The organism is Sulfuricella sp. T08, assembly GCF_000971475.1.
GTDB lineage: Bacteria > Pseudomonadota > Gammaproteobacteria > Burkholderiales > Sulfuricellaceae > Sulfuricella.
On sequence record NZ_DF967533.1, the window covers coordinates 1 to 21,170 of the forward strand.

The following is a 21,170-nucleotide window of genomic DNA, read 5'->3' on the forward strand; positions in this document are numbered from 1 at the left end:
CACTCGTTCCCGAGTAGGTCAGTGTATAAACGTGGGTCAAAATTCCATGCAAATCTCTATGGTTAGTGGGTCAGTTTTAAACGCAAATCAACAAGCTATCCCAACGAACCGGAACCAACCCAAAACCTTTTTTTGATAAAACAAAGCCGCAGGCCAGGCTGCTTTGCCTGGCTTACCTAATGAGCTAGGTGTAGATACCGAGGGGTGGGAAACATTTCTATCGGTTTTTACTTGTCTATAGTTTTTTACTATCGCCGCTTATGGCAAGGGTTCTAGTTTCATTACTCATCAGAAAATTCATCCAGGCTTGGCCTTCGTCTCTCAGACACCACAAACGCCAGCAATATGGCAACCGCAAATTCGTACCGTGTCCAGAAATCAAGCATCTCATCTTGATTATGGCTCTGCAAATCCTCTGTGAGCCGCTCTTCAACATCAATTTCAAAAAGTGCTAGCAAGCGGTTCAGCCCACCCATCACCAACTGGACATCCGACAACCGTTTTTCCTGCCCGTCCAACCAAAGATCTTTAACCGCGCCCATGCTTTTACTCCTCTAACATGAGCGCGCATCCTAGTACTTTTTCAGGCGCTTTTCCAGCAGACTTCTAGAACCGTTTTTATTAGTATCCAGGTTGAAATCCAATTCCGGATATTTAGATGCTGGCAGCGTCATTTCCATGCTACATTGGATCGGTTTGGCACTGTGGCAACACCGACTGCTACGTGCCAAGAACAGACTCCCAGAGAGATGGAGCGACCGACCGAAATGTATTGAAAGCTGCCCTACAGGGGAGGGCGTTATATGTTTTTGCCGTTACTCGGCGATTTTAAAGCGATTCCTGCCTGACTGCTTGGCCTCGTAGAGCGCCTTATCGGCACGGAGGAGAAGGGAATGGCCATTTTCATCCGGTTTTAGCTGCGCAAGGCCGCCGCTAAAAGTGGCCTCAATTCTTTTACCCTCATAAATCATGGGGGATTTCTGGATGACTTGTCTCAGGCGGTCTATTACGAAATTAGCGCCACGGATGTCGGAGTCCGGCAGGACAATGAGGAATTCCTCGCCACCGTAACGCACCAGGACATCGGCCTCGCGCATTACCGATTTGATTACGGTACTGAGGTGGACGAGCATTGCATCCCCGGCATCATGGCCATGCTTGTCATTGATGCGTTTGAAATGATCGATATCGAGCATCGCCATGCTTAGAGAAGTTTTGTTTCGCTTGGCACGGGCAATTTCCCGCGTAAGTGCCATGTCCATACCGCGCCGGTTTTGTGCGCCGGTCAGTGTGTCTTCCTGCAACCACTGACGCGTTTCCTTCATCTCCTCCTGGATGTGCTCCATGGTGAGGCGGGAGGCGATGATGTCTTCATGCGTATCTTCGACGCAGCTGTTGAGGGCGCCGGTTGCGGTAATGATCGAATTGAGCAACTGCTGGATGCGAGCCTTTTCTTCGGTAGCACAGAGATCCTCAAGCGATTGCTTGATTTCCCGGTTGCCGGTTTGGAGGTCAGACGCCAGACTGCCGGTTTTCTCTGACATGTGGACTAACATTTCCCGAATCATTTCCAGCAAGCCGGTGCAGCGCTCATTACTGACCTTCTCCTGTGGGGGCTGAGTGCCGGAAATTTCGTAGTAAGCCTTGGCGTAATTTTCCGGCGTGGGCGGCAGCGCTTCTTCTGTTAGTTTATGCAACGCTGCCCGCGCAATATCCGCAGGAGATTGGGGAACGCTACCAAGTTTGGAGGATAAGAGTGACATACTGGTAAGCATATTACTACGAGCAGTGAAAGTGGTCGAGCCAGGAATCAGCCGTAACCATCATGGTTGAGATGAACGGAGGTTAAGGAGGTTATAGTTGGGCGGGATTCCGGGCGGGGATTTGGTATTGATTGCTCCACGGATTGTCAGTGGCAGCCAGAGGTGGTTGAAGACAGGCATCCACACGTTTTTTCATTTCAATTCCAGGTTTAAAAAAAAAAACGGACTTGGCTGGAACCATGATCCTCTCACCCGTTTTAGGGTTTCTACCCATTCTTGGATTCTTGTGGTTGAGTGAAAATGAACCAAACCCCCTGATTTCCACCCGGCCACCGTTAGCCATAGCATTCTTGATGGCATCCAGGATAAGTGTCACGGAGACTTCTGCATCTTCGGATGTGAGATTTCGGAATTGGTTAGCGAGGTTGGTGATTAGTTGTGAGCGGTTCATTTTTAATTATTGTGGCCTAACAATTGTCATTCAAATACCTAGTGTGTGTTTTTCTGAAAGTGCGCTTGTAGTTCCAGTGCCAAATCAGGCTACCGCGAGTAACCACACGTAGCAAAACAGTCGTTGCGCCACGGGCAGTCTGGCTGATCGCACTCGCTGTTGAGAGCCGTAGCGAAGCAGTCAGCGTGGCCCTCCGACTGCTGGATTTTTCGGATCAGCTCTGTTTTAGATAAGCCGGTGATTTTTATGCGATGCTTATGCGCGATATCGCGTATTTCTTCTGGCGGCTTCATGAAATCACCATCAATAGTAAAGCCTAGAAAATGTTATGCTGAATTTAATCAGGTTGTATGGTCAGCCAATTCTCGCACCCCGGATCGGTTGCCCGCTTTTTCGATACCAGCGGGTTGCTTGGACTGACTTCGTCTAAAGATATTTTACATTCCCCAAGAAAATGTTGCCAACTCTTCGTGTAACCTTTTTGGATGACTCGATCCCCACCCCAATGAAGGCAGGTGTGGCAAAAAACCGACGTCAGCGACGTGAAGACAAATTGAGTGGAGTGCCCCATGATTCCTCCCGGCATTATTGGATCGTGTTAAAAGCCCCCTGACTCTTAATAACCCACTACGGGGAAACTCTGGAGGAGAGACCGGCCGGTTGTTTTGATTTGAGCCAGGGGGAATCTTCGACCACAGCTTCATTATGCAGATCACACGGAAAAACAATATCGGGGAAACTACTATTTATTTGTTGGTGGCAACCCTAGCTTGCTTTTTTAAGCATGTACAAAATTAGGGTTGATTCACGAAGCATCAGGTTCCCTGAACAAATAGGAAGTCTGCTTACGCTGCATTGGATACGGTGGCGCACCATGTGGTGACAGGCCGCACAGGGTCGAGAGTACTCAGTCATCTTTCTCCAGACCAGCCCTTGGCTTGGATTCCAGGCGCAATGGGTGCTCTGTGCCAAACCAACTGAAACGGCAGCCAAAAACTGCGCCGCTACGATGATATGAATTATCATTAGAAATGAAGGTGTCTACTAGAACTAGGGTAATCCAGAGAGACTTGAATATGCCCAGAAGAGTTCGTGGCACAATAGAACAATGATTCCTTCTTCCCCTCGGCTTACTTGGATATTCTTGCTGGTCAGTTCCCTGGCTTTTTATGGGCCGGGCCTTTTGGCGCCTGCGGCCTGGGACAAGAACGCGACCTATTTGCTGATTTACAATCTATACCAAGGTGTATTGGTGGTGGCGTGGTTCTGGTTCGGGCCAGCTATCTGCCGGGCACTTGTTGTGGAGAAGGTCGTTGCCGGGCCTTTACGCCAAGCGGTGGACCATACCCTGGCAGGGCTACATAAGAGCAAAGGGCAGATCCAACTGACCGAGATACCCGTCATTCTGGCGAAATATTCAGCCCCGTTCATCGTCACTGCCGGGTTGTTACCAGGGCAAAGCCAGGTGTTTATCTCCTCCGCCTTGGCGGAACAACTTGGGGTAAACGGGCTTCGCTTTCTCTTGGCGCGTGCCTTAGTGCATGGCAACTTGTCCCAGCGTCTGGCCTCTCTATTGCCGGTACTGGTTTTGACGGTGATGTTTCCAGATACGCCCTGGGACGCGATGACTTGGCTCGGCTCGGCTGGATTTCTCGTGTGCTGGCTGGCGATTCATTGGTTCTTCGAACTGTGCGCTGATCGTCAAGCGGCTCTAGCCTTGGGGCTTGGGGCAGAAGAGGGGCTGCGGGAAGTTTTGGTGGCCAATGCTTCGCCCGTCGGCTGGCTTTCCGTACAGCCACCCATCCGCTGGCGTTTGCACATGGTGGCGGGTGGATAAACCTGCCATTGGGCCATCGCTCTGGAACGTTAAACGGGGTGCGTTCGCTGGCTCTGCATTGAAATAGGGCGAAGGTGCATCGGGCAGTCAACACAAAGATCACTGTCATCTATTTTGTCAGATAAGCATTGCCCAATCATATTTGCATACTCACTACCCAATTCTTTTCTAAACCTTTCTGAGTGGTTAAATAAGTACACCGTGATTTGGGATTGAAGGCATTGGACGGACTTTGCAGCATTGGCACGAGAATACCTATCCCAGATAAACTCATCTGGTAATGTTGAACCAGTCATCCTCATTTCATCTGTGTAGCCTAATGCCCTATAAAATTCGTCAAAATCACTGATTTGGTGGAACACAACGCCATCTGCAACAATGCACCCAAAGTCCTTTTGCGACGGACTTGAAAGGTTGTATGAAAAGCGCGGTATTTGTTTTGGGCTATTCATAATTTAACTACGCTAGTAATTATGGATACTAATCTACGCCTATTCTGATTTTCTCAAATAGGGAATTCCCCTATATTGGTAGTAAGAAGTGGTCCCGGGAATTCAGGTAGCCGGATAAATGGCAGCCTTGCCAGATTAGGTAATAACCACTTCACCTCACCGGCTTAAGCATCTTCTTGTGCGCAGTAGATCGTCGGCAGTCCCCATCCCTGCCTGTATAATACGATCACTTCAATGTCCTAGCCAAACCGAGCCACATGCCAAAACGCCCAGGGTGGGTGACACTGCAAACGCGCGTCCCCCTCTCCGTCCACCAGCAACTTGCCGTGCGTGCGGAAGAAGCAGAAAGATCCGTCAGCGCCGAGGTCAAGCTGATGCTCCGTGGCGATCCGCCGGCAGAGCTGACCTTCGAGACGCCACGATCTGCAAGGGATCCGGAGTGGCTGAGGGTAAACGTTGAATTACTCCCGGAACAGGCCGAAGCTATCCGAGTTGCAGCTAAAAAGTCTGGGGTCAGCGTGGCATCTTGGATTTATGCAGTGATCCGAGGGAAGCTTCAAGCCTAACCGGTCGTCTGCCGGCCTAGGGTGCATCGTCGGCGCTCCGCCCTACCCTACCCCCTACATCCCCACACAAAACCCTCTCGCCGGCACCCCTGACGCCTACACCAACGCCCCAGGTCATAGGCACCACGATCCTACTCACCCAGACACCTTTGCTTGCCCATCGCAACAGCCAACCTAATCGTCTGATCCTACCCTTCAGCAGCCACCAATTCCGGTCTTTGAACACAACAATCCTAACCATCTGATAACAAAGCAATAGAAGAAAGGCCACCTCACTGCGAGGTGGCCTTTTTCATTTTTCTGTGTTGGTTTTTACAGAAAGAGCCAAATAGCTAAGAAACGGTTGCTATACCGTACTCACTATAAATAAATGTAGCGAACCAACCAACTCGAAAAAGGGTATACAGATGAAAAACGAATGCTCGATGGATGCTGACAAATACTTTATCAAGGCCAACAAACCCATAGAAAAATCACAGCCTCACTATTATGATTTTAGAGATCCTAATGGCCAGACTTTCTACATCTCAGAAGAATGGGTTAAAGATGAACCGGGCGGCCAGCCCTACATAATCCCTGTGAACCTACGCGATATTACCAAGCACTTGATACAGATGCGTGATGAGGTACGTTTATGGACTCCTGAGTGGGTACGCGGCGAGCCCAGCATAGGAGTCGTAAAGGCCATTCTCCTGCTAGATGGTGGCCTCACCGCTGCCGGAAAATTTGGCACTGATGATTGCTGGTGTGAGCAGGCTACAGGGTATCCCATTGAACCCCACGAAACCATCTATGCTTGGTCCCCTATCACCAGCCTGTCTAAACTAGCTTTTTTACCTGCGGGACTGCACTTCGAAGCTTTGACCAATCAATTCTATTGAGAAGACCATGCCCATAAAAACTAATGAAAGATTTCCAAATGGCGACTATCACTACCCGCATGCCTTACGTTAAATGCCTACCGATCTACAGGGACGGCCGCCAGAAAGCATCTGCCGCTATCGATAGCTACTTGCTCGGACTGGTGGATGCAAAAATAGGTGTGGCAGCCCGGATCTCTCTCGTGAAAACAGCGGCTAAAGACTACTGTCAAGCCGATATTGACGCTGGCATTACGATGACCCGGCATGTTATCCGGGCCCTGATCAAAAGCCTGATATAAGAAAATCGGACGCCATAAACAAGAGGGGGCCTGTCCAACGACAAAGCCCCGCCTCTTTTAATAACGATTTTAAAAGATCTTTAAAACCTGACCTTCCAGTCGAACCCATTTTAAACGTGCCGCAACAAGCACCCAACCCCTAAACACCACGTTCAGTTATTGTGCGGTTATTAAGTCATTTCGAGTCTTTTTGTGTCCTCTGCCGTCTCTATGAACTCAGTGTTTACGGCCTTGATAGGCGCCATGCAGGTATTTCGCACGGGACTCAAAAGCCAGCGCTAGAAAAAGCGTGCCGGTTTTGCCTTTGAGGTTCTGGGTAGCCTTGACCCTACCTGGCCAGCACCAGCGGCCAACCCCCATATTTTAGGACAAGTTCTGCCCGAAATTGCATAGACTTTCCGATCATTTCGCTGCCACCTTCCCGCGCCTCCGATTCCGGCCTGCAATTCGCCGGCGCTCTGCATCAACTGCCAATGCCTTGATGTCATCCACGGTAGGTATAGGCGGCGGAGTCAGTACGACATTGAGATAGCAAACTTTGTCGAGTTCGCGCTTCAAGGTCTTAACCCCCGCAATCGAGCCATAACTACCGCCGACACCTGGAGTTTTATGACCGGTGATCGCATCATGGATTTCGGTTAAAAGGGGAACATTCCGCGCAGCGGTTTTAAAAGTGTGGCGAAAACTGTGAATGTCTTGCATGAAGCCATTTTCGCCAATCCGCTTTTTGACATGGGGAATGAACCAATCAGCCAACCCATCCGAACGGACTAAGCCTGGAAACAGGTGTTCAGCGCCTGACGCCCTGACTGCCGCCACGTACTCTGGAAAACCAAGGCGCATAAGTTCAGCGTGCAGGGGGGTCATCCGCTCGCAGGTATCCTTTTTAAGCTTGCGCAGCTTGTTGTCCCTGAAGTGCAGGAAAAAGATTCCCTCAACCTCTCCGACTTCCTCTATCAGGAGGCCAGCAAGCTCTTCCCGTCGTGCGCCGGTGAACAGGGCCAGCAAGGGTATCCAGAGGGCGGCATGCTTGCCGGCCGACGCAGGGATATCGTTGAGTGTGGGAGGGTCGCGGAAGATTTCCCGCAATACGTCCACGGTAAATTCTTTCCGACTGCTCTTCGCCGTTTTTGCGCCCGCAACAGATACGCCATCGAATGGATCACGACGGTCACCCATTTTCTCGTTGCGCAGTCCATACAGATAGAGGGTATGAGCCGCGTTTAGCCGCGTCAAAGCGGTTTTTGCTTGAACCTTCTTCACCAGCAGGTCACGCCATGCGACTGCCTGCGTGCGCGTGAGGACTGAGGGAAGGCATTCAGCGAATGAGCCCAAATCGCGAATTGCCCTACCGTACAGCGCTACGGTACTGGCAGACAAATCCTTGTGGTGATCCAGGTAGTATTCCAGCAGCTCATCCCAAGTGCATGATGAGGTGTCGCTGCCACCCATTACAGACTTGGGCGCAGGAGGAGTCGGGATGGATTTGCCTTCTGCACGCTTGCTCAGGCTTTCGGCCACTTGGCGAAAGGCGGCCACGAATGGAATATAACGGGCATCTACTGGGCCGGCGGGGAGTTTGCCAGTCGCTTGCAGCATGAAAGCGGGAATGAGGGCTCGTAATTGGAGCAGTAGCTCTGCGTCACCCTTTACGCCTGGAGGGGGCAGTTCATCAGCGAGTCTGGCTTCCCGGTCTGGAGCGCGCTCTGCTTCTTTGCCAGATAAAACAGCCTCAAGTGCCGCCTTGTACACCGATTCGTCCGCAGCCAGCAGGGATGACTGCATGGTATCCGTAGCGAGTTGGATGTCCTCAGAGGTGATGGGCTGGCCTGAGGCCTTTTGGGTGCGGTTCAGATGCTCCAAGGCATCATCAACCTCAACAGCGTAACGACGACCGAGGCGTTCCGCCTCGCGTCGGTTACCTGTCCCAAGCGAAAAACGCAGATAGCCGTTCCTTCCGACTAACTGAGTTCCGGAGGCCAGTTGAATAAACTGCCCTGCCAAGTGTTTGAGATTCCGGGAAAACCAGAATATCTGTCCGCGTGGTATCACGTACATAATCTTTGAGTCCTTAGCTACGTTTTTAGCTACAGTATTAGCCACAACGATTAGCTACAACTCATTGATTTAATAAATACTCTCAAACAATACAGGCAGTTGAGTAAACTTGGCGGAGAGAGAGGGATTCGAACCCTCGGTAAGGCTATAAACCCTACGCTCCCTTAGCAGGGGAGTACCTTCGACCACTCGGCCATCTCTCCGAAGTGCGCAAGGATACCGACTTAGACCCAAAAGGTCAAACCGCTAGCAGCCTGTCGGGCAGGCTGCTAGACCCCCTGTTCCAGGCCGAACGCCTTGTGCAACACGCGAACAGCCAATTCCATGTACTTCTCGTCGATCACCACCGAAATCTTGATTTCGGAGGTGGAAATCATCTGGATGTTAATCCCTTCTTCAGCCAGAGTCCTGAACATGTTGCTGGCGATCCCGGCATGAGATCGCATGCCGACGCCAATCACGGAGACCTTGGCGATGCGGTCGTCGCCGGAAATCTCGCGAGCGCCAATGTGGGATTGCACGCCTTTCAGCACTTCCAGCGCTTTTTTGTATTCGTTACGGTGGACGGTAAAGGTGAAATCGGTGGAGCCGTCCGCGCCGACGTTCTGGATGATCATGTCTACGTCGATATTGGCCTCGCCCACCGGGCCGAGGATCTGGTAGGCGATGCCAGGGCGGTCCGGCACGCCAAGTACGGTGATTTTTGCTTCATCGCGGTTGAACGCGATACCCGAAATAATCGCTTGTTCCATGTTATCTTCTTCCTCAAAGGTGATCAGGGTACCCTCGCCTTCTTCATCGAAGCTCGAGAGAACGCGCAACTTGACCTTATACTTGCCGGCAAATTCCACCGAGCGGATTTGCAGCACTTTGGAGCCGAGGCTCGCCATCTCCAGCATTTCCTCAAAGGTGATGGTCTTGAGCCGACGTGCTTCCGGAACGAGGCGCGGGTCAGTCGTGTAGACGCCATCCACATCAGTGTAGATCTGACATTCGTCGGCCTTCAGCGCCGCGGCCAGCGCCACACCGGTGGTATCCGAACCGCCGCGACCGAGGGTGGTGATGTTGCCTTTTTCGTCCACCCCCTGGAAACCCGCCACCACGACCACATAGCCAGCGTCCAGGTCGGCGCGCATGTTGTGTTCTTCAATGTCGAGTATGCGCGCCTTGGAGTGCGCGCTGTCGGTGATGATCTTGACTTGGGAGCCGGTATAGCTCCGCGCCTTCAGCCCCAGTTCCATCAGTGCCATGGAAAGCAGCGCAATCGTCACCTGCTCGCCGGTGGAAAGCAACACATCCATTTCACGCAAATCGGGGTTGGGTTGAACTTCCTTGGCCAAAGCAATCAGGCGGTTAGTCTCTCCGCTCATGGCGGAAAGAACGACTACGACCTGATGGCCGAGCATCTTGAATTTAGCTACGCGCTGGGCAACGTTCTTGATTCGCTCGGGGTTGCCGACCGACGTGCCGCCATATTTCTGAACAATCAGTGCCATTGCACATCCCGCAAAAAATTGATGATTTTAATTGAATTACGGAAAGATGACGAGCACATGACGAATTCCCGCCAAATAAATTGATAAATATCAGGGTCGCCACCTCTAAGGGAACTCCCCATGAAACCCATTGTCATTTTAATGTGTATTATTAAAACAGTCGTGATAATATTACATCCTGAACTAGTAGTTTCCCCTATCTAACGATAGGGGTTTTATTTAGTCCCTTTATTAATAACTTACACTAACGCCATGAAAATATTTGAAAATATCTTAAACCCGAGAGAAATCCGGCGGAAGCTTGGTCTGAACCAGCAGGAGTTCTGGACCCAAATCGGTGTAACCCAAAGTGGCGGCTCCCGCTATGAAAGCGGTCGCAACATGCCGAAACCGGTAAGAGAGCTGCTGCGCCTCGTCCATGTGGAGCAGCTGGACTTGACCAAGGTCAAAAAAGAAGACTTCGAAATCATCAACTTCATGAAGGAAGAGCATTCAGATTTGTATAAAAGTCTGAAAAAAGCGGCTCGTGCCAAGAAAAAAGAAGCTTGACCCGGATAGAGCCTAGCAACTCAGCTTTACCGCAACACCCTGCTCCTCGATCTCAGCCGCGAAATTCAACATCCACTCTTGCGGCAATGCCGACAAGCGCGCCGCTTCGGGTTGCATCGAAGGGCGCGCGAGGCCGTATAACAATACGCCCCGAAACGGCACTTCTTCAGCCTGCAGACGACCGATAAAACTCAAATAAGCCTGCCGCTCCACATCTGCGGGAGGCTGGCCGTCAAACTCAAAAACACAGGTTTGCAGCCAGGTCGGGCATAACAGCGCAGCCGTCCGCAAGTTGTCATGCATTTTTTCTGCCGTCTGGCGAGTATTGTTAATCCTGCTCATCCCATTCGCCGTGGCGCTGTCCAGCTTGAACCACACCTCTCCGCCAAGACCGGCCATTTTTCGCAGACCTTTCTGGACCTTGGCGCGCTGAATCAGGCTGCCGTTGGTGATCAACACCAGCTTGATCTTACCGATCAGGTCGAATTCAGCCATGATCTCACCAATCAAATCGACAACCTGGACGAACTCCTTAGCACTGGTCGGTTCGCCATTGCCGGACAGGGCAATATCGTTAAGCCGCCGCGCCTCGGCCGGCACCCGTCGTTGCATGAAATCGCCCTGGATCAACTCCCGCAAAAAACCGCGCAACTCCCCTGCCAGCTTTTCCAGGTCTACCTCAGGGGCGCCACCGCGCTTGAGGTCGGGCACCTGACAATAAATGCAGCGCCAGTTACAGGCATTGTTGGTGTTCAGGTTGATCCCCACTGAAACGCCACTGGCTCGGCGCGAGATCACCGGATAGACATAGGTCATCCCTGCGCTGTCGCGGTCATGGTCGTAAATGTTCAGCACTTGGGACATAACGCCGATTTTAAGGCTTCGCCATCCCAGGCGCCAACAAATTCAGTGCAATGATATAATCCACCGGGAATCGACCACCACCCTTGGCCCTCAAATATGCTGATCACGCGCAGACTCGAATTCGACGCCGGCCACCGCATCCCGCACCATAAAAGCCAGTGCCGCCATATGCACGGCCATCGTTACGCCATCGAGATCACCCTGTCCGGCAGCATCATCAACACGCCCGGCTCGTCGGAAGAAGGCATGGTCATGGACTTTTCCGACATCAAGGCCATCGCCCAGAAGCATGTGGTGGAACCGTGGGACCACGCTTTTCTGGTGTATGTCGGCGACACCGTCGTTGCCGATTTCCTGCGCACCATCGAAGGGCACAAGACCGTTGTGCTCGACTGCGTGCCCACTGCGGAAAATCTTGCCGCCAAAGCGTTCCAGATTCTGGAACTGGCCTACCGCGACACCTACGGCAACAATCTGCGCCTCGAACGGGTGCGGATTTACGAAACCCCCAACAACTGGGCCGACGCAACAAGAGGTGGGATTTAGCACGTGAGCCGAGCCAGGGCTCCTGCTGATTTCGGCAACTCTCCCGGCTCCAAGGAAGAATGAAATATTTGAACTGGATTCCAGTGCTTATCTTCGGCTTGCTAACGCACGTGGCGGCAGCAGACGAGGTCCATGTCGCAGTAGCCTCCAATTTCGCCGCACCGATGGAAAAGATAGCAGCAGAATTTGCCCGGGATACCGGCAACATGGCGCTGGTTTCCTCCGGAGGAACGGGCAAACTCTATGCGCAAATCAAGAACGGTGCGCCCTTCGAAATATTCCTGTCCGCTGACGAAGCAACCCCGGCAAAGCTCGAAAAGGAAGGGCTGAGCGTAGCCGGCTCCCGCTTTACCTACGCCATCGGAAAGCTGGTGTTGTGGAGCCCGAAGCCGGGCTATGTCGGTCCCCAAGGCGAAGTGCTGAAGAAAGGCGACTTCCGCCACTTGGCCATCGCCAATCCCAAACTGGCACCCTATGGCCGCGCGGCGCAGGAGGTTTTGGAAAAACAGGGCGTGTGGCAACCGCTGCAGTCCCGACTGGTTTTCGGCGAAAACATTGCCCAGACCCACCAGTTCGTCTCCAGTGGCAACGCTGAACTCGGTTTTGTGGCGCTTTCCCAGATTAGGCAGGACAGCGCAGAACACCAGGGCTCGTTCTGGCTTGTACCTCAAACCCTGCATGCACCGATCCGCCAGGATGCGATCCTGCTTGCCAGAGGCAAGGGCAAGACCGCAGCAGAGCAATTGCTCAAATACCTGAAATCGGACAAGGCCACCACGATCATCAAGCGTTACGGCTATGGCCTGCCTGAATGAGGAGTCTGACTTGAACGCCTTCGATTTCGCCCCGGTCTGGCTGACCCTGCGTCTGGCGACAACCACCACTCTGTTTTTGCTCCTCATCGGCACGCCGCTCGCCTGGTGGCTGGCACGTACCTCGTCCTGGCTAAAAATACCCGTAGGAGCCCTTGTCGCCATGCCCCTGGTACTGCCACCAACGGTGCTGGGCTTCTATCTGCTGATGACCCTGGGACCTCAAGGCCCGATGGGGCAGTTGACTCAGACGCTCGGCCTGGGCACCCTGCCCTTCACTTTCGCCGGGCTGGTGGTAGGCTCGGTGTTGTATTCCCTGCCCTTCGTGGTGCAGCCCATCCAAAATGCCTTCGAAGCGCTGGGCACCCGCCCCCTGGAAGTCGCATCCACTTTGCGCGCCGGCCCTTGGGACCGATTTTTCAGCGTAGCCGTCCCTCTTGCCAGACCCGGCTTCCTCACTGCCACCATATTGGGATTCGCCCACACCGTGGGTGAGTTCGGGGTTGTACTGATGATAGGCGGCAACATTCCCGGAGCCACCCGAGTGCTTTCCGTGGCCATCTACGACCATGTCGAGGCAATGGAATATGCGCAGGCCCACTGGCTCGCCGGCGGCATGCTGCTGTTTTCTTTCCTGGTACTGCTGGCGCTGTATGGTTTCGGCCAGCGCACGCAGAGAGTTGGGCCATGAGTAACCTGTCTGCCCGGCTCGGACTGGCCCTCGGTAATTTCCGGCTGGACGCCTCGTTCGATGTACCCGGACGAGGAGTAACCGCCCTGTTCGGCAACTCGGGATCGGGCAAAACCACGGTGCTACGCTGCCTCGCCGGCCTGGAACGAGCGCCAGATGGCTGCCTCACAGTGAACGGCGAGCTCTGGCAGGATGAAAACAACGGTTTCTTCCTGCCTACCCACCGCCGCCCTCTGGGGTACGTGTTTCAGGAAGCCAGCCTGTTTCCCCACCTGAACGTGCGCCACAATCTTGAATATGGCTGGAAACGCATTCCGGCGGCGGAACGACGGGTGAGTTTCGAGCTGGCTGTCGAGTTGGTCGGCATCGGGCAACTTCTCAACCACAGCCCTGCGCATTTATCCGGCGGAGAACGGCAACGCGTGGCGATCGCTCGTGCGCTGCTGTCCAGCCCGCGCCTGCCCCTGATGGATGAACCCGTTGGCAGCACTGGACCTGGCCAGCAAGAAGGACATCCTTCCCTACCTGGAGCGCCTCCACGACGAACTATCGATCCCGGTCATCTATGTCAGCCACTCTCCGGATGAAGTAGCGCGGCTGGCCGACCACATGGTGCTGATGGACAGAGGTAAAACAGTGGCAAATGGGCCACTTCATGCAATGCTGGCGCGCCTGGATCTCCCACTGGCCCACGGCGACGAAGCGGGCGTGGTGGTGGATACCGTGATCGGGGCGCATGACGACGCGTTTCACCTCACCCGACTGGATTACAGCGGCGGCAGCATCAACGTCGCCCGGCAAACCCAAGCACCGGGGCACCCCATGCGCCTGCGCATCCATGCCCGCGATGTAAGCCTCGCGCTTGGGCGTCACGACGATTCCAGCATCCTCAACATCCTGCTGGCCCAAGTAGTGGAAATTGCCGACGAAAATCCCTCTCAGGTCATGGTTCGACTCGATACGGGAGGCGTCCCGCTGCTGGCGCGGATCACCCGCAAATCCTGCACCCTTCTAAAACTTCAGCCGGGAACAACCGTTTTCGCCCAGGTAAAAAGCGTTGCCCTGCTTGGATGAAGGCGTTGCGATAGGCGACTGCCACTCGTAGCGAGTACTACCCGATACACTTCAAGCTTTCCCTCTGATCAACATCAGCCATCCGGAAAGATTAATTTCCCTTCGCGACCCGGAGCGGACGGATGAGGCTTTCGGAATACAGAAGTTCAAGGTTGAGCTAACCGACGCGCGAGGCTTATGCGCGCATCCGTGTTGAACGCGGAGTTGGACGACGGATCACTCGATCAGTGAAATGCCTCGCCTCGTCCACTCATTTTTTCCAAGCGCCTTCTGTCGCCTATATTGGCAACTGCTGGGAAACTACTAAACATGGTAAGCGCTGACCGTGTCCCGGATGGATAGTGCCATATCATTCACCTGTTTTGCGACGGCGGCGGCACTGCTGGCACTCGAACTGTTCTCTTCGGTCATCTGGGCAATACGCTCAACTTGCTGCGCAATATGATCGCTCGCCTGCCCTTGTTCCAATACGGCGTCAGATATTTCCGACACCATGACCACGACATCCTGAGTTCCCGAGCGGATCTGTTCTATGGCCGCCCCTGCGCTCTTTGCCCCTTCGATTCCCTCTTCCACCAGGGCGACCATTGAGTTCATGCTGTCATGGGCATTGGTTGCGCTTGCCTGCACGCCACTGAGTAAATCGGAAATTGCCTGGGTTGAATTGGTCGTCTTTTCCGCAAGTTTTCTGACCTCGTCGGCCACCACGGCAAAGCCGCGGCCTTGTTCGCCGGCTCTCGCCGCCTCGATGGCGGCATTGAGGGCCAGCAAATTCGTTTGATCTGCCACTTCCTTGATGACCGTCACCACCGTGAAAATGCTTTCACTCTGCCTCTTGAGTTCGCTGATTTTTTCTGCGGCGAGCTTGGCCGAGCCGGCGATGTCATTGATCTTGGCAACTGACGAAACGATGACCTTGCTGCCGCTATCGGCCAAGTCGCCCGCTTTACTAGCAAGGGCTCTGGTGTCCTTCGCACGCTCGGCAATATGATTGATACTCACCGTCAATTGCTCGATGCTTGCCGCCATCGATGAAGCCGCCTCGCTCTGCACATTGGAGCCATAGGCAATCTGATCGGCTGCGGTGGTCATCTCCCCGGCGGATCGGCTAGCATGATCCACATCCGCCTTGATCTGTCTGAAGTTGGCGTGAAGGCGTTCCAGGAGCGCGTTGTACGCTTTTGAAGCCGCACCGATTTCGTCCGTGGAACTGGCGTCTATCCGCTTGGTGAAATCAAGGGCAATACTCACTTCCAGCATCGAGTTCTTCATGGCCTGGAAAGGTTTGACGATGGAGCGGCCTACCAGGTAGCCCGACACACCGACGGAAAGAATCATCACCAGCGCAACCACCCCCACCATGGTCAAGGTGAACTTGTAGGCCTTTTCCCCGTCCGCCGCGAGTTCGTCAGCATGTTTGGCATTGAATGTCGAGAGTTTATCCATGACGTCGGTGGCGCCGGAGCGCGTCTTGGTCGCCTCTTTGGCAAAGAGATCTATCGCCGCTTGTTTTTCTCCTTTCGCCGAGAGTTCCATCACCCGTTTAGCCATATCAAAATAGGCATCTAGGGCAGGGTGCAGCTGCGCCAGGTAGCCACGGTCGACATCGGAACTGATCAGGTTTTTCTCATACTCGGCAACGTTCTTCATGACGATGTCGCGGGTAGCCAAGATGCGCTTTTCGACTTCCTGAGTCTTCTCTGCGGGCGTGACAAGATGACGATATACGAGGGCGTGCATCAGGGTGAATTGGAACTGTGTGTTGGAGACATTTTTCATGCTCGGCACGGAATAATTATTGACTTCCTGGAGGTAGCCGTTGAGTTTATTTATGCCATAGACGGATAGCGCGCCGAAAGCAAACAACGCGAGCATCGGCAGCAGAACCAATAAAGCAATTTTTCTGAGAATAGACATGACGTGGGCACTCCTGACGTGCGACGAATATTGAATAAATCCTTTAGTATAACTTAATAGCTAACCTTTAAAGATCATGTTGTACCGACCAGATAATAATGGAGATGCCGAGATGAGCAGGTAAACACAGCTGTGTTCTTAACATGAAAACATTTCACGCTGCATATTTCTGCTATTAAGCATCGCCTTCATCAACAACCGCAACAGGAACAGCCCCTGATCCATCAGGATACGCGATCCATGGATATCAAAGGGTATTTGGGGAGTAGAGGAAGCAGCTATTCATTTCGAGCGATTGGGATAATACCTGTCAGTCCAACAACAGTGATGCGCCAGATTCTAACTCCCAGTTGGGTTGCGCGATTACATATGATGAAGGTCCGCTTTCGGGAATGGCTTGGAGGACCGCTTATGGCACTTTTGAGACTGTTACCTACCACCCAGCTCGGAACTCCTTCGCCATAAATCCCTTTCACCCAATTCCAGAGCCGGTTCCACTTTTTCCTGGTGTGCTCAAAAAAGCAAAAACAGTAGGTAGCATATCAATGAGGCAACCGCCTAAAGCACTGTCAAACCGAAACCACCGAGAAGCTCCGTTGCCTGAGAGCTCGAGATAATTGCACCACGTAACGCCCCTGCGTCACTAAAGTTTAGACTGCCGAGATCACATCCACGCAGATCAGCATTGAGAAACGAAGCTGTCCGTAGCGATGCCTCTCGCAAGCTGCACTCCGTTAACACGGCATCGCGGAAATCGGCGCCACCAAGGTCGGCGTCGGTGAAATCAAGCCCTATAAGTTCACTCTTACGGAATGACACGCCCCGAAGTATTGCGCTGACGAGCAGGCAGCGCTCGAAATGGATGCCAAGCAGACGAGCATCGCTGAAGTTTGCGCCCGTTAGCTTGCAGTCTTCGAAGCATGCAGACGAAAGCCTTGCACCGCGCCAATCAGTGTTTGCGAAATTGCACCGCAAGAAGCTTGCATCGCCGCAATCAGTCGCATGCAGGCTTGCTCCGACCCCTCTACACGCAATCCAGGTGCTGTCGCAAATGCTAGCTCCGCGCAGGTTAGCCCCAGCGATCTCGCAATTGGAGAACCCGATGGCCGACAAATCCAATCGGGACAAATCAGCATTGGAAAAATCGCATTCAGTGAATGTTCGTCGTCCGTCGCGAACCGCCGACTCGAGTGCGTCACGGTCGAAAATCTGCATTACGAAACCACCCCTAGACACCTGTTCATGATTTCGGGATTACCCACCCTTGCGCAGCTTGGCCATTGCCGCTGCCATCGCGCCTCCAACTTGAGGCGCCGGCTCGCGTTTGGCCTGTGGCTTGCGTGAATGTTCGTTGCGCACTGCCGACGCAGCAGGTGCAGTATCGTCGCTGAGGCGCATGGTGAGCGCGATGCGGCGACGGACCAGGTCAATTTCCAGTACCTTGACCCGCACCACGTCGCCTGCCTTGACGATACTGTGGGGGTCTTTGACGAATTTTTGCGCCAGCGCCGAAATGTGTACCAGACCATCCTGATGTACGCCGATATCGACAAAAGCGCCGAAGTTGGCGACGTTGGTCACCACGCCTTCGAGAATCATGCCGGGCTGCAAATCCTTGACCTCTTCCACCCCTTCCTGGAAAGTCGCCGTCCTGAATTCCGGGCGCGGGTCGCGACCGGGTTTTTCCAGTTCGGAGAGGATGTCCTTCACCGTCGGCAGACCGAATTTCTCGTCGGTGAATTCGGTCGGGGCGAGGCGACGCAGGGTGTTGCTGTCGCCGATCAACCCCTTGATGCCTACCTTGAGGCGAGCGACGATGCATTCCACCAGCGGATAGGCCTCCGGGTGAACGGCGGAGGCGTCGAGCGGGTTGTCGCCGTTCATGATGCGCAGGAAACCGGCGGCCTGCTCGAAGGTCTTGTCGCCGAGGCGCGGGACTTTTTTCAGTGCCGAGCGATTGGGAAAGGCGCCGTTCTGGTCGCGGTAGCTCACGATATTGCCGGCGAGCGTGGCATTCAGCCCGGAGATGCGCGCCAGCAGCGGCGCGGAGGCGGTATTCACGTCCACCCCGACCTTGTTGACGCAGTCCTCCACTACTGCATCCAGGCCGCGTGCCAGCTCGTATTGGTTGACGTCGTGCTGGTACTGGCCGACGCCGATGGCTTTGGGGTCGATTTTCACCAGTTCGGCGAGTGGATCTTGCAGGCGGCGAGCGATGGACACCGCGCCGCGTATGGTCACGTCAACGTCGGGGAACTCGCGCGCCGCCAGTTCCGAGGCGGAATACACCGAGGCGCCGGCTTCCGACACTACCAGCTTTTGCAGTTTCAGTTCGGGGTAACGCTTGATCACTTCGCTCGCCAGCTTGTCGGTTTCGCGCGAGGCGGTGCCGTTGCCGATGCTGATCAGCTCGGCGCGGTGCTTGGTGGCCAGCGCAGCAATCACCGCAACGGACTTGTCCCACTCACGTTTGGGCTCGTGCGGATAGATGGTGGCGAAATCGACCAGCTTGCCGGTGGTGTCCACCACCGCCACTTTCACCCCGCTGCGCAGCCCCGGATCGAGGCCGATGGTGGTGCGCGGCCCGGCTGGCGCGGCGAGCAGCAGGTCGTGGAGATTGCGCGCGAACACATGGATCGCTTCGGCCTCGGCGGCTTCGCGCAAACGGTTGGTCAATTCCAGGTCGAGGTGCAGGAAAATCTTCACCCGCCACGCCCAGCGCACGGCTTCGCTCAGCCACTTGTCGGCGGGGCGCCCCCGGTCGGCAATGTTGAAGCGTCGGGCAATCATCTGTTCGCAGCGGTTGGGCGGCGCGGCGCGTCCCTGCGCCTGCTCGTCTTCTTCCAGTACCAGTGCCAGTTGCAGGAAACCTTCGTTGCGCCCGCGCAGCTGCGCGAGCGCACGGTGCGAGGGTATGGCTTTCAGCGGTTCGCGGGATTCGAAATAGTCGCGGAATTTTGCGCCTTCTGTCTCCTTGCCTGCCACCAGGGTGGATTTGAGCACGCCGTTATCCCATAGGTATTCGCGCAATTTGCCGAGTAATTCGGCATCCTCGGAAAATTTCTCCATCAGGATATAGCGCGCTCCTTCCAGCGCGGCTTTGACGTCGGCCACACCTTTGTCGGCATCGACGTAAGCCAGCGCAACCTCTTCCGGCACCTGCATGGGGTCCGCCAGCAACGCCTCAGCCAGCGGTTCCAGGCCGGCCTCGCGGGCGATCATTGCCTTGGTGCGGCGTTTGGGTTTGTAGGGTAGATAGAGGTCTTCCAGGCGTACCTTGCTGTCGGCGTCGAGCAATTCCTTTTCCAGCTCCGGGCTGAGCTTGCCTTGCTCGGCGACACTTTTGAGGATGGCGCTGCGCCTTTCCTCCAGCTCGCGTAGGTAGCGCAGACGCTCTTCCAGATTGCGCATCTGGGTATCGTCGAGGCTACCAGTCGCCTCCTTGCGGTAGCGAGAAATGAAGGGAACCGTAGCCCCCCCGTCGAGCAGATCGACGGCAGCCTGGACTTGATTGGGATGAACGGAAAGTTCCTGGGCGATGCGTTGGGTGATGCTGGTAATCATGATGTTCCGGCTGTTGCGAAGAAAGGCGCTATTCTGAACTTCTTTTCAGGGTTCTGTCGCATTGGCTGAGCCACGCTGAAATCACGGTTGCGCCTGACTGACTGCCTTCAGCAGTTGGGACAGATCAGCTGAGGTTTGCGCTGCCGCTTGCGGCTCCCCTGTTTTCCCCTGGGTCCAGTCCACCGCCTCTCCCGCACCCCATGACACCAGGGAGGCGAATACAAACACCAGTATCCCGCGTGTCATGCCATTGGGGATTTCATGCTCATCCAGATAACGACGGATAGCCCAGGCAGCGATGAAGAACACGATGGTCGAGATAATCAGGTTCCACATGGAGGGCAACGTAAACATTATTGGGATTTCTCTTGGACTTGCTTGGTAACGAAAGGCGATATAGCAGCCCGTATTTACACGGGCCTGAGGACTTTTCTTGACGGCGTTGGATATTAACTTGGCGGAAGGTGTGAGATTCGAACTCACGGATCCTTTCAGATCGGCAGTTTTCAAGACTGCTGCCTTAAACCACTCGGCCAACCTTCCAATGGCCGTCATGATACCGTTTGCCACCAATATTGACCAGTGCTTGAAACTTTTACCCGAATTGCGTAGTCTTACTCATGTCTTTTTTTGTAACGAGGAGTTAACTGAATGCAACCTGAACTGCGAGTGACGTCACAAACAACCGAACTGGCCCTCTCGGCCAACAAGGTATTGCGCAACACCTACATGCTGCTCGGTTTGAGCATGGTTCCGACGGTGATCGGCGCGGTGATCGGCATTAACCTGAACTTCTCGTTCATGGCGCAAAGCCCGTTTATGGGCTTCATCCTCATGATGGCGGTGATGTTCGGCCTGTTCTGGGGAATCAGCAAAAACCGCGACAACGGCCTCGGGGTCGCGCTCCTGCTTGGACTCACCTTCTTCATGGGCCTGATGCTCGGACCGATCCTGCAAGTTGCTCTGCATCTGAGAAACGGCGCTCAGCTGGTCGGCATAGCGGCAGGCGGAACCGGCGTGATCTTCTTCTCCCTGGCGACCCTTGCCACGGTGACCAAGAAAGATTTCAGCTTCATGGGCAAGTTCCTGTTCATCGGGCTGATCCTGCTGATCGTCGCCTCGCTGGCCAACATGTTCTTCCAGATTCCGGTGATGCAGCTGACCATCTCCGCGATCGCCGTACTGATTTTCTCCGGCTTCATCCTGTTTGATGTGAGCCGTGTCGTCACCGGTGGGGAAACCAACTACATCATGGCGACCCTGGCGATTTACCTGGATATCTACAACCTGTTCGTCAACCTGTTGCAGTTGTTGATGGCACTGTCAGGCGAACGCGACTAAGCGTTACACAGCATCATGAGAGGGCGG

At 54.2% G+C, this 21,170-nt stretch carries 20 protein-coding genes and 2 tRNA genes; 10 read left to right on the forward strand and 12 right to left on the reverse strand.

Going from position 1 to position 21,170, the window contains the following annotated elements:
* Positions 1-281 precede the first annotated feature (281 nt).
* The 3 genes from SCT_RS07095 to SCT_RS07105 form a co-directional block, all read right to left on the reverse strand.
* The gene (locus tag SCT_RS07095; RefSeq protein WP_059420955.1) at positions 282-542 is read right to left on the reverse strand and encodes a hypothetical protein; all 261 of its coding nucleotides are present in this window, start codon (positions 540-542) and stop codon (positions 282-284) included.
* A 273-nt stretch (positions 543-815) separates the two neighbouring features.
* Positions 816-1,697 (reverse strand): GGDEF domain-containing protein, encoded by an 882-nt coding sequence (locus tag SCT_RS07100; RefSeq protein ID WP_059420961.1) that lies wholly within the window; start codon positions 1,695-1,697, stop codon positions 816-818.
* A 157-nt stretch (positions 1,698-1,854) separates the two neighbouring features.
* A complete protein-coding gene (locus SCT_RS07105; RefSeq protein WP_059420963.1) occupies positions 1,855-2,214 on the reverse strand; it encodes an integration host factor subunit beta in 360 nt (119 codons plus the stop codon).
* A gap of 1,144 nt (positions 2,215-3,358) precedes the next feature.
* Between SCT_RS07105 and SCT_RS07110 the strand changes: the two genes are divergently transcribed.
* The 3 genes from SCT_RS07110 (at position 3,359) to SCT_RS07125 (ending at position 6,231) form a co-directional block, all read left to right on the forward strand.
* Positions 3,359-4,051, forward strand: coding sequence for a hypothetical protein (locus tag SCT_RS07110; RefSeq protein WP_059420966.1), 693 nt, complete (start codon positions 3,359-3,361; stop codon positions 4,049-4,051).
* 1,425 nt (positions 4,052-5,476) lie between these two features.
* Entirely contained in the window at positions 5,477-5,950 is a 474-nt protein-coding gene (locus SCT_RS07120; protein ID WP_144408239.1) for a hypothetical protein, read from the forward strand.
* A 23-nt stretch (positions 5,951-5,973) separates the two neighbouring features.
* Complete coding sequence (locus SCT_RS07125) at positions 5,974-6,231, forward strand: hypothetical protein (protein ID WP_059420977.1); 258 nt, start codon at positions 5,974-5,976, stop codon at positions 6,229-6,231.
* A 402-nt stretch (positions 6,232-6,633) separates the two neighbouring features.
* On the opposite strand, the gene SCT_RS07130 is transcribed toward SCT_RS07125, so the two are convergent.
* The 3 genes from SCT_RS07130 to SCT_RS07140 form a co-directional block, all read right to left on the reverse strand.
* On the reverse strand, positions 6,634-8,289 hold the full coding sequence (locus SCT_RS07130; protein ID WP_144408240.1) for a hypothetical protein: 1,656 nt from the start codon (positions 8,287-8,289) through the stop codon (positions 6,634-6,636).
* 110 nt (positions 8,290-8,399) lie between these two features.
* A tRNA-Ser gene (locus tag SCT_RS07135) sits at positions 8,400-8,492 on the reverse strand.
* Positions 8,493-8,558: 66 nt separating this feature from the next.
* Positions 8,559-9,785: an aspartate kinase gene (locus SCT_RS07140; RefSeq protein WP_059420981.1), complete on the reverse strand. Its 1,227-nt coding sequence runs from the start codon at positions 9,783-9,785 to the stop codon at positions 8,559-8,561.
* 252 nt (positions 9,786-10,037) lie between these two features.
* Here SCT_RS07140 and SCT_RS07145 point away from each other — a divergent pair, with 252 nt between their 5' ends.
* On the forward strand, positions 10,038-10,334 hold the full coding sequence (locus tag SCT_RS07145) for a DNA-binding transcriptional regulator (protein ID WP_059420983.1): 297 nt from the start codon (positions 10,038-10,040) through the stop codon (positions 10,332-10,334).
* A gap of 12 nt (positions 10,335-10,346) precedes the next feature.
* Here SCT_RS07145 and SCT_RS07150 read toward each other — a convergent pair whose 3' ends face one another.
* Positions 10,347-11,198, reverse strand: coding sequence for a radical SAM protein (locus SCT_RS07150; protein WP_059420985.1), 852 nt, complete (start codon positions 11,196-11,198; stop codon positions 10,347-10,349).
* A gap of 96 nt (positions 11,199-11,294) precedes the next feature.
* Between SCT_RS07150 and queD the strand changes: the two genes are divergently transcribed.
* From queD to SCT_RS17650, 5 genes are read left to right on the forward strand one after another with little or no spacing between them, the layout of a single operon-like run.
* On the forward strand, positions 11,295-11,744 hold the full coding sequence (queD, locus tag SCT_RS07155) for a 6-carboxytetrahydropterin synthase QueD (protein ID WP_059420988.1): 450 nt from the start codon (positions 11,295-11,297) through the stop codon (positions 11,742-11,744).
* A 59-nt stretch (positions 11,745-11,803) separates the two neighbouring features.
* Entirely contained in the window at positions 11,804-12,559 is a 756-nt protein-coding gene (modA, locus tag SCT_RS07160) for a molybdate ABC transporter substrate-binding protein (RefSeq protein WP_059420990.1), read from the forward strand.
* Positions 12,543-13,247, forward strand: a complete 705-nt coding sequence (modB, locus tag SCT_RS07165) for a molybdate ABC transporter permease subunit (protein ID WP_059420992.1) — start codon at positions 12,543-12,545, stop codon at positions 13,245-13,247. The genes modA and modB overlap by 17 nt, the downstream gene beginning before the upstream one ends.
* The gene (locus tag SCT_RS17645) at positions 13,244-13,834 is read left to right on the forward strand and encodes an ATP-binding cassette domain-containing protein (RefSeq protein WP_237759622.1); all 591 of its coding nucleotides are present in this window, start codon (positions 13,244-13,246) and stop codon (positions 13,832-13,834) included. Before modB ends, SCT_RS17645 begins: the two co-directional genes overlap by 4 nt.
* On the forward strand, positions 13,728-14,321 hold the full coding sequence (locus SCT_RS17650) for a TOBE domain-containing protein (protein WP_237759623.1): 594 nt from the start codon (positions 13,728-13,730) through the stop codon (positions 14,319-14,321). Before SCT_RS17645 ends, SCT_RS17650 begins: the two co-directional genes overlap by 107 nt.
* 303 nt (positions 14,322-14,624) lie before the next feature.
* On the opposite strand, the gene SCT_RS07175 is transcribed toward SCT_RS17650, so the two are convergent.
* The 5 genes from SCT_RS07175 to SCT_RS07195 form a co-directional block, all read right to left on the reverse strand.
* On the reverse strand, positions 14,625-16,238 hold the full coding sequence (locus tag SCT_RS07175) for a methyl-accepting chemotaxis protein (protein WP_059420994.1): 1,614 nt from the start codon (positions 16,236-16,238) through the stop codon (positions 14,625-14,627).
* A gap of 558 nt (positions 16,239-16,796) precedes the next feature.
* Complete coding sequence (locus SCT_RS07180) at positions 16,797-17,453, reverse strand: pentapeptide repeat-containing protein (RefSeq protein ID WP_059420997.1); 657 nt, start codon at positions 17,451-17,453, stop codon at positions 16,797-16,799.
* Positions 17,454-17,492: 39 nt separating this feature from the next.
* Positions 17,493-19,802, reverse strand: a complete 2,310-nt coding sequence (locus SCT_RS07185; protein ID WP_059420999.1) for a Tex family protein — start codon at positions 19,800-19,802, stop codon at positions 17,493-17,495.
* A gap of 81 nt (positions 19,803-19,883) precedes the next feature.
* On the reverse strand, positions 19,884-20,156 hold the full coding sequence (locus SCT_RS07190) for a hypothetical protein (RefSeq protein ID WP_059421002.1): 273 nt from the start codon (positions 20,154-20,156) through the stop codon (positions 19,884-19,886).
* A gap of 101 nt (positions 20,157-20,257) precedes the next feature.
* Positions 20,258-20,345, reverse strand: a tRNA-Ser gene (locus SCT_RS07195).
* 108 nt (positions 20,346-20,453) lie between these two features.
* On the opposite strand from SCT_RS07195, the gene SCT_RS07200 reads away from it, so the two are divergent.
* Positions 20,454-21,143 carry a Bax inhibitor-1/YccA family protein gene (locus SCT_RS07200; RefSeq protein WP_059421003.1) on the forward strand — a complete coding sequence of 230 codons (690 nt, stop codon included), beginning with the start codon at positions 20,454-20,456 and terminating at the stop codon, positions 21,141-21,143.
* The last annotated feature ends 27 nt before the right edge of the window (positions 21,144-21,170 follow it).

Coding starts and splice junctions, on each gene's coding strand:
- SCT_RS07125 (WP_059420977.1), top strand. CDS start 5,974: ATGAAAGATTTCCAAATGGCGACTATCACTACCCGCATGCCTTACGTT.
- SCT_RS07145 (WP_059420983.1), top strand. CDS start 10,038: ATGAAAATATTTGAAAATATCTTAAACCCGAGAGAAATCCGGCGGAAG.
- modA (WP_059420990.1), top strand. CDS start 11,804: ATGAAATATTTGAACTGGATTCCAGTGCTTATCTTCGGCTTGCTAACG.
- SCT_RS07095 (WP_059420955.1), bottom strand. CDS start 542: ATGGGCGCGGTTAAAGATCTTTGGTTGGACGGGCAGGAAAAACGGTTG.
- SCT_RS17645 (WP_237759622.1), top strand. CDS start 13,244: ATGAGTAACCTGTCTGCCCGGCTCGGACTGGCCCTCGGTAATTTCCGG.
- SCT_RS07120 (WP_144408239.1), top strand. CDS start 5,477: ATGAAAAACGAATGCTCGATGGATGCTGACAAATACTTTATCAAGGCC.
- SCT_RS07180 (WP_059420997.1), bottom strand. CDS start 17,453: ATGCAGATTTTCGACCGTGACGCACTCGAGTCGGCGGTTCGCGACGGA.
- modB (WP_059420992.1), top strand. CDS start 12,543: ATGGCCTGCCTGAATGAGGAGTCTGACTTGAACGCCTTCGATTTCGCC.
- SCT_RS07150 (WP_059420985.1), bottom strand. CDS start 11,198: ATGTCCCAAGTGCTGAACATTTACGACCATGACCGCGACAGCGCAGGG.
- SCT_RS07140 (WP_059420981.1), bottom strand. CDS start 9,785: ATGGCACTGATTGTTCAGAAATATGGCGGCACGTCGGTCGGCAACCCC.
- SCT_RS07190 (WP_059421002.1), bottom strand. CDS start 20,156: ATGTTTACGTTGCCCTCCATGTGGAACCTGATTATCTCGACCATCGTG.
- SCT_RS07185 (WP_059420999.1), bottom strand. CDS start 19,802: ATGATTACCAGCATCACCCAACGCATCGCCCAGGAACTTTCCGTTCAT.
- SCT_RS07105 (WP_059420963.1), bottom strand. CDS start 2,214: ATGAACCGCTCACAACTAATCACCAACCTCGCTAACCAATTCCGAAAT.
- queD (WP_059420988.1), top strand. CDS start 11,295: ATGCTGATCACGCGCAGACTCGAATTCGACGCCGGCCACCGCATCCCG.
- SCT_RS07200 (WP_059421003.1), top strand. CDS start 20,454: ATGCAACCTGAACTGCGAGTGACGTCACAAACAACCGAACTGGCCCTC.
- SCT_RS07175 (WP_059420994.1), bottom strand. CDS start 16,238: ATGTCTATTCTCAGAAAAATTGCTTTATTGGTTCTGCTGCCGATGCTC.
- SCT_RS07130 (WP_144408240.1), bottom strand. CDS start 8,289: ATGTACGTGATACCACGCGGACAGATATTCTGGTTTTCCCGGAATCTC.